7 protein-coding genes and 2 pseudogenes are annotated in these 7763 nt (G+C 61.3%); 2 read left to right on the top strand and 7 right to left on the bottom strand.

Annotated elements, in window-relative coordinates:
• Positions 1-126: pseudogene (locus AB3X89_RS38305) on the top strand (IS3 family transposase); the annotation flags it as partial.
• Here AB3X89_RS38305 and AB3X89_RS38300 read toward each other — a convergent pair.
• The 7 genes and pseudogenes from AB3X89_RS38300 to AB3X89_RS38270 all read right to left on the bottom strand — a co-directional run.
• Positions 126-830 (bottom strand): annotated as a pseudogene (locus tag AB3X89_RS38300) (TraI domain-containing protein); the annotation flags it as partial. The pseudogenes AB3X89_RS38305 and AB3X89_RS38300 sit on opposite strands and share 1 nt — an antisense overlap.
• Positions 827-1867 (bottom strand): type IV secretion system protein, encoded by a 1041-nt coding sequence (locus AB3X89_RS38295; RefSeq protein WP_368587824.1) that lies wholly within the window; start codon positions 1865-1867, stop codon positions 827-829. The gene AB3X89_RS38295 and the pseudogene AB3X89_RS38300, both read right to left, overlap by 4 nt.
• Positions 1868-1884: 17 nt before the next feature.
• Complete coding sequence (locus tag AB3X89_RS38290; RefSeq protein WP_176125175.1) at positions 1885-2619, bottom strand: type VI secretion protein; 735 nt, start codon at positions 2617-2619, stop codon at positions 1885-1887.
• A gap of 10 nt (positions 2620-2629) precedes the next feature.
• Positions 2630-5092 carry a VirB4 family type IV secretion system protein gene (locus AB3X89_RS38285; RefSeq protein WP_368587823.1) on the bottom strand — a complete coding sequence of 821 codons (2463 nt, stop codon included), beginning with the start codon at positions 5090-5092 and terminating at the stop codon, positions 2630-2632.
• Positions 5086-5397: a VirB3 family type IV secretion system protein gene (locus AB3X89_RS38280; RefSeq protein ID WP_018432932.1), complete on the bottom strand. Its 312-nt coding sequence runs from the start codon at positions 5395-5397 to the stop codon at positions 5086-5088. Before AB3X89_RS38280 ends, AB3X89_RS38285 begins: the two co-directional genes overlap by 7 nt.
• A gap of 6 nt (positions 5398-5403) precedes the next feature.
• Positions 5404-5796 (bottom strand): conjugal transfer protein TrbC, encoded by a 393-nt coding sequence (locus AB3X89_RS38275; RefSeq protein ID WP_368587822.1) that lies wholly within the window; start codon positions 5794-5796, stop codon positions 5404-5406.
• Positions 5797-5815: 19 nt separating this feature from the next.
• Positions 5816-6862: a CpaF family protein gene (locus AB3X89_RS38270; protein ID WP_368587821.1), complete on the bottom strand. Its 1047-nt coding sequence runs from the start codon at positions 6860-6862 to the stop codon at positions 5816-5818.
• 269 nt (positions 6863-7131) lie between these two features.
• Between AB3X89_RS38270 and AB3X89_RS38265 the strand changes: the two genes are divergently transcribed.
• The gene (locus tag AB3X89_RS38265) at positions 7132-7596 is read left to right on the top strand and encodes a hypothetical protein (protein WP_368587825.1); all 465 of its coding nucleotides are present in this window, start codon (positions 7132-7134) and stop codon (positions 7594-7596) included.
• The last annotated feature ends 167 nt before the right edge of the window (positions 7597-7763 follow it).

Below are 7763 nucleotides of genomic sequence, written 5' to 3'. Positions count from 1 at the left end.
CGTGTGTCGAGCTCGGCGCGCACGGACTTCGTTCTGGACGCACTGGAACAGGCCTTGTACGAGCGACAGCCGGCGCAGCAGGACGGGCTGATCCATCACAGCGACCGCGGCGTGCAATACGTATCGAACTGCACCGGCGCGAACACGCCACGCTGCGCCTTGCGGTCAAACTCGTCGGCCGTGCTCACGCCCTGGCGGACCACCTTGTGCAGCAGCGATTCGGCCTCGATCGGCCGCATGTTCGGATTGATCGCGCCAAAGAGTTCGGCGAGCACCTCGGCGTCGAGACCGGCGAGCAGTTCGGAGCCCACCAGCATCTGGGCAAGCATGCCGGTGCGCATCCGTTCGACCGGCAGCGGGTTTTCGCGCCGCGTGAGGCGATATGACGATCCGGCCAGCCAAGGGCCGAAAGCTCCGTGAACCGGCGGATTCCACAGTGCACGGTCGCTGTCCCGCTCGACGGCGAAATGCCGGTACGGTTCGTCAAGCCGCGAGCACACCGCGGCCAGAAAGACGGCGTAGTTGTACTGCGGCTCGATGCGCCGGCGCTTTTCCGAAGGCAGGTTGGTGCCGAACTTCTGGCCGCCAGCGAGCCGCATGGCGTAGAACGCGGTCTCGATCGTGGCGCGGAAGGCGCCGCCCGGTTCGCGGTACAGATCCGGGCTCAACGGCAACGACGAGAACCACGACGCGCAGGCGCGCAGAACAGCGCGCCACTTGCGCTCCAGCTCGCTCTGGCTGGCTTCGTTCGCACACTGCGCAATCAGGTCCACGCGACGCTGATACTCGCCGAGCAGCGCGTCCCCGGTCATAGGCGTATGCGCGGTCATAGCAGCGGCTTCGCGAGTTTGGCCAGCGCCCCGCCGGTTGCTCCGGTGCCGCCCCCGAACATTCCGGCGATTTTGGGAATCTCGAACGACACCAGGAACACGAAAAACGCGAGGTCAAAGACGTAGCCGGCCGACAGTGAAGTGGTCAGTCCCGCGCTGGCCGCGTCCTTGACTGCGTTGACGAGAGTACCCGTGACGAGCTTCATCATGATGGCGGCCACGACCATATACATGCCCGCGGTGATCATGAAGTCGAGCCATGACTTGAAGTAGCTGCGCGTGAATGACGAAAATCCGAGCGCAAATGCGATCTGGCCCATGACCGCGCCGCACGCAAACTGCAACTGCCCCACGTTGATGTAGAACACGAAGACGACGGCCGTGATCGACAGGACCAACCATGCAAGAAGGAGCGGAATGACGCCGATCAGCACCGAGATGTATTCGGTCCATGCGGCACCCTTGAAAGCCTTGATGACCGAGTCGAAAAGCTGGCTGGCGGCATTGCCGATGATGCTGACCGAACTGCCCATGTTCGTGCCACCGGCAATCTCGGACGACAGTGTCACGAACCACTTGTAGAAGGATGGAACCCAGGTCGCGTAGCCAATGTAGAAGGATGCAAAAATGCCGAGCATCCCTAGCTCCTCGAAAAGCGCGATCCATGCCATGACCGGGTCTTTTGTCGCGGCGAAGCGGACCGCGGCCAGCACGATGGTGATGACCGCAAGGCCACTAGCGAACTTGTCCGATTCCTGGCTGACGCTCTGGCTTGCATCAGCGGCGGCACTGACCACCGAGGCAAACATCGCGTTGAGCTTCGCGATCGCATTCGCATTGGCCTGCCCAAGTTCTCCCGGCTTGACCAGCGACGCAGCCGTGGCACCCGAGTTCGACGGACTGGGCGCGTTGGAAGCGGGCACCACGGTGCCGTCCGGCAGGGTCGTAGGTTCGTCTGCGAGCGCAAACCCTGGACACGCGAACACACACAGCGGCACCAGCACCGTCAGAAAAAGCCGGTTCAGATAGCGAAGCATGTTCAGCCCTGCCCGCATCAGAAGCCATAGGACGCGCGTTCTGCGTCCTGTTGATCCAGGAAGCTTTTCGCGGCGGCTGAGCGGTTCTTGTCGTCCTCGTTGGCAATCGACTGCTTCTGTGCATCCTGCTGCTGTTTGCCGGCCGTCATCTGGATCAGGTCACTCATCTGGCTCGATACGATGTCCAGATAATGCGTCGTCATCTCAGCGGTTGCCTGTTGCGTCGGCGTGAGCGACATCTGCGACTGCAGTTCCTGGCGGCGTTTGGCCAGCGTCTGGGCGTGCACCATGACGTCATTGCCTGTCTGAAAGAGGCGCGTGGCCTCGTTATCACGCTGGTTGTAGAGCGTTGCCATGTCCGCGAACCACTGCGAATTCGACTTGCCCGAGCGGGAAATCAGTGTCTGGACGTGATTGATCCACTGACTGCCCTCGTTGAGGTCACCGTACATGTCAGTCAGGGTGCTTTTGAGCTGCGTGAACTTGCTGATGTCGCCGGTGATCTGGTCGTACTGCGCCTTCATGGCAGACGGGTCGAGGTTTGTCGCCTGCAGCAGCTGGTTTGCCATCATCTGGTACTGGTAGACGATGTTGCTGTCCTGATAGATCTCGGTCTTCACGGCCTTCGCCGCAGTGATGATGTTCTGCGCGAGGTTAGACGCGTCAATGACGGGCAGCACGGCGTTGGCAGCGTGCGACATACCGAGCATCAGGCCTGCGGCGAGCGTCAGGCGGCCAAGGATCATTTTCATCGTGGGTTTCCTAGTCGAGAGTCAGCATTTCGCGCACGTAGGCCTCGCGCCAGTCCGGTGCGCCGGACGTGTAGTGCCTGTCGAGCACCGCCTGCGCGCGGCCGTCCGAGCGCAGCAGCGCGAGCGTTTCCTTCGGGAAGCTCGCCTGCAGCATGCGGGTCTGGTCCGGCGTCACCCACAGGTAGTCGCGGTTCGGCACTGCGTTGGCCAGCATGTCGATCTGGTGTTCCGTCAGCCCGAACAGGTCGCGATACAGATGCAGGTTGTTCTTTGCATCCTTGTTGGGCAGATAGAAGATATTCGGAATGTTTTCCTTGAGAATTTCGAAGTTCGGAATCCGCGCCACCTGGGAGAGCGACTGCGTCGCGAGCAGTAGCGTCGCATTCAGCTTGCGGATGGTGACCGCCCAGATTTCCAGCCGCTGGTAGAAGCGCGGATACTGGAAGAAGAAGCCCGCCTCCTCCACTTCGATGACCGTGTAGCGCTTGCCGTCGAGCCATTGCGCGAGACGGTAGAACGCGTAATCCATGAACAGCGCCGCGGCCACCGGATAGTTCTGGAACAGGTCGCCCATTTCGATCGAGATGTCGTCGGACAGCGAGAAGGCGTCGTCGACGTGATCGAAAAACCGGCCGTTCTTTTCACCCTGGGTCCAGACGGCGAGACGTTCGCGCAGCTCGATCGGCAGAAGCGCGTTCAGGTTGGACAGTGTCCAGAGGTCTCGCGGGTAGCCCGTTCCCAGGACCGTGACTTTCTCGAAAATCGTGCGCTGCTGTTGCGGCGAGCATCGGAAGTCATCGTCCTCGATCGCCATCTGCACCCAATCGGCGACGTATGGGAAGTGCTTTGGATCGTGCAGCAGCGAAAGCGGATTGACCGAGGTCCCGGCCTCAAAACGCCCCGTCGCGTCGACGAACCGTCCGCCCGCGAGCAGGGTCGGGATGCGGGTTGAGCGGTCCTTGTCGAACCGGATTCGCCGTGCCTTGTGGCGCCCGGTCTGGGAGACGAGAAAATTCAGGAAGATCGACTTGCCCGCGCCAATCGGGCCAATCACGAGCGCGTGCGACTTGCCGCCCGGATGATGCAGACTCACGCGCTGTAGCGTCTTGTGACGCGTCGGCAGCATCGTGAGCGGCCCGGTCTTCTCGCCGGACTGCTGCGTGAGCCACGCATTGACCGTGTCGCCCTCCGATACGCTGCGCACCGGTGCGATATCGGACACGGCCGGCGTTTCGACAAACTGCAATCGCCTCTGCTGGTCCCACCGGCCCGGCAGTGTCGTCTGCCAGGCGGCAAACAGATTGTCCCGCTCGAGGATCACGCCAAAGCCAGCATTGCCGATGCGGCCGATCACTTCGCGCGTGGCGTCGTCGCATTCCTCGATGGTATCGCCATAGACGATCACCGAGACGTTCGCAAAGCCATACTGCTGCCCGTCCGCGACGAGCTTCGCCAGCGCCTTTTCCGCTTCATCAGCGAGACGCTCTCGGCCTTCGTCGTTTTTCTGCTCCTCCTTCGAGAAATAGGCCTTGAGGATCGACCACGGATTGAACGCGGCAACCTTGTAGAACTTGCGGATCTTCTCGATGTACGCGCTCGCCTTCGTTGTATCCAGAAATCGGAACATCACGCACACATCCAGTTCGGCGTCGACTTCCGCGAGCACGTCGAGCGCCGCTTCCTGAAAGCCCATCCACTCCGTGACCGCGATGATCTTCGCGTACCGCTTGCCGTGCGCCGATTCGAACATCAGCGTGTCGGCACCGATCGTGACTTCGCTCTCGGTCAGGTGCGTATCGAGCATCGTGACGGGATACCGCACCCGCCGCGGCGGCACCGACGGGTTGGCCGCCTGATGGAGGAACGCGAGCGCGTTCTGCAATTGCAGACGCTTCATCCTCAGGCGCGTGACACCCCCTTTGAACGCATCGATCACGCCTTCGAACCGCTTGATATCAGACGTCAGTCGCTCGATATCAAAGGCGAAGGCACTGCGCGCAAGGACCGAGTCCTTGATCGTCTCGAAGATCGCGAGCGGCATCGATTTGCCGCCCACCGTCATGTGATACGCGACCTTCTCGAAGATCTTGTTGACGCCGGTCTCGGGCGTGAAGGCGAGTGCGAGCGAGTGCGTGTTGCGGAAATACCGGCCGCTCGCGACATGAGCGCGGTTGATTTCGTCGACACGCGCGTCCATCGAGGAATCGAATGTCCCACCGATGTCCCCCTTGACGCGCCGGTGCGAAAGCTTCCACCACGCCGTGATCCGGTGGTCGAAATTCTTGCAGGCATGATCCAGGTTGTCGCGCGCGGCCGAAATATCGGAGGCGTTCGGGCTGTCCGCGTCCACGCCTTCAAACGTATAGACGGTCAGCAGCGACCCGTCCTTGTCGAGGATCAGTTCGGGCGTAACCATCGTCGCCCATGGGGCGATCTCCTGGATCGAGCGGCGCTTCAGGCTCTTCTTCAGCATGGCAGGTCCTGATCAAATCCATAGGGACGTTTGAACCGGGCCGAAAACTTCGCAGTCGGCAGGGGCTCATACACGTCCGCGTAGCGGTTGTAGACGAGCATGACCTGCTTCCACCACGGATCTTTCGAGCTTTTCCAGCGCAGCAGCCAGTGAACAGCTATGCCAACGACCAGGAAGGTTGGCGTCATGCTGGTGTAGCAGAGCAGCATGGTCATCGTGCCGTTGGCGATCGCGAGACCACGATCTGCCCCACCCATCTGGCGCGGCAGCGAAAGCGAACGGCTCACGCGTGTGGGCTTACGCATGTGAGCTCAGGTACAGGTGTAGTTGATGTGCAGATGGTTCTTCACGATCGGGATCGCACACGCCGCGAGCCCGAGGCCGACGAAGACCGTCGAAATGATCTTGCCGATGGTGCTTTCCGAGTTGCCGATCGCGACCGCGCCGACGATGATCAGCACGATGCCGATGCCGTAAAGCCACGGGCCACTAATGTAGGACGAGATCAGACAGATGACGTCCGTCGCGGAGCCGAGGTCGGTCAGGTCGACGGCCGACGCGAACGGCGCGAATGCGGCGAGCGAAGCAGCAACGACGGTCGAACGCAGCTCACGGCGGGTGAGGAAGCGTGTCCAGATAAAGCGGCTCAACGCTCGCGTGCGCTCGCGCGCGGTAGCGAGAAATTCAGACAGATACTTCTTCATTCAATGTCACTCCGATGGGTTAGAAAACGCGGTTGAGAACGTAGTCGCCGTCCCTGAAACCCTTGATTTCGAGGATTTCGGAAACGTGACGCAGCTCGCCTGTGCGGCGAAGATGGATGACGTAGTGGAAGCAGTCGGCCACCGCCTTGCGCATATCTGCCAGTTCCCACCGGCTGCCAGGCGGCACGCCGAGCATCGCGAGACTTTCGAGTCGGCTCAGACCGCCACGCGCGTCGTTGGCGTGGATTGAGCCCATCCCACCGTCGTGGCCGGTGCTCAGCGCCTGGATGAAGTCATAGGCCTCGCCGCTTCGCACTTCGCCGACGATGATGCGGTCGGGCCGGAAGCGCAGACACAGGGCCACGAGCAGTTGCGTCGTCACGCCCTTGTCGGGGTTCGACAGAAGCCGCACGCGATTGGGCGCGGTCAGCTTCAGTTCCATCGTGTCTTCGACGGTGATGACCCGTTCATCCTCAGGGATCTGCGCGTTCAGCGCGTTGAGCAGCGTGGTTTTGCCCGATGACGTGCCGCCAGCGACGAGGACATTGCGGCGTGCCCGCACCATCGCGCTCAGGGCCTCGCGCAGAGCGTGGTCCTGGATGCCCGGCGGGAAGAGGTCGAGTTCCTTTTCCTTGCGGGCGTTCACGAGCGAGAATGCGCCCATGTCCACGTAGTCGTGCAGCGAGAGGTGCTTGTCGCGATGCTTGCGGATCGAAAGCGCGTTGCCGTCGATCGCGGTGGGCCGCATCACCGATGCGATACGCAGGTTCTTGTGACCTGCGTTGATGATCCCCTGCGCGGTGCCAGCGACCGCCGACTTGTCGACCGATGCCGCCAGCGCGCTGATCGCGCCGTCAAGCACCGCTTCGTTAAGCGTGAGGTCAAGGCGCTCCATCCTGCCGCGACGCTCGATCCAGATGTTGCTGAAATCGTTGATCATGATTTCGGCAACGTCGGGCGCGTCAAGGCACTCGCGCAATGGACGCAGCGACTCGAAAAACATGCGTACCGCGCTCTCCTCGAGCGGGCGCAGTTTGAGCAGGGGATTGTCGGTAGCCTCGGACATGCTGCTATTGTTCCGTCCGGCCAGAAGCTGAAGCAGACTGAAAGAACAATCAAATCCGCGAGCTTTCGGGGAAAGTGTCGTGCTCGATGTCGCAGACGATGGATGCCTTGAACCACGCGGCGCTGCATCGCGCGTTGCTCGTTCCTGTCAGCCGGCTAACGGGTTTAACCCGGAAAGCTCAAGAAAAACGTATAGCTTTCGGATTAACCGCAGCGGGAAATTGTGGTATATGTCTGCGGCGCAATTGCCTTTCCAATCATCAATCATCGATGGCAAGAACAATTCCGTTTTACACAAGCCCGCAGGCCGTTCGCGCCCGCCGCTCGAAAACTCTGCTGTTGCCGATGCCGCGCGCCCAGGCGGACGAACTTTCCTTACAGGTGCACATAGCCCTCGACGCGATGCGGAGAGGCCAGGCCAATCTGAACGCTGCCCAGACGCTGTGCCAGGCCATGATCGTTGTGGGGCTGCTCGCGGAAGCCGGATACGGCTCGGCGACGGTCGAACAGATGCAGGACGCAGAAGAGGTGATCGGGTCGGCATTCGACCGCGGCCGGGACACCGGCGTGTGGATGCTCGACGATGACGGATTTGCGCAGTTCGCAACGATCGTGAGCACCTACGACCATCAGCTTCGGCGCGCGCCAGTCGCCGCAATCGCTGACGCGAGCGACAGGCTGGATCGTTTTCGCGCGGGCGAGACATTCGAGCAGACGGCCCGCAGGCGCGCCTAGCGACCTGGGCATCAACCGGGATAAACCGCGACAATCAGAATTAGCAGGATGCGGAAATACCCCCGCCCGGAATCGACCTTCCACGATTTGAGCGCCCACCGTCGCTAAATCTTTCGCATTGTGCAATTTCAACGCGCATCAACCTTTTTAAAGCACTGTGAGGCCGA

The sequence above is a fragment of the Paraburkholderia sp. BR14320 genome (genome assembly GCF_040948665.1).
GTDB classification, from domain to species: Bacteria; Pseudomonadota; Gammaproteobacteria; order Burkholderiales; family Burkholderiaceae; genus Paraburkholderia; species Paraburkholderia youngii.
The sequence above is the reverse complement of the archived record's forward strand: the minus strand, read 5'-3'. Positions and strand labels throughout refer to the sequence as shown.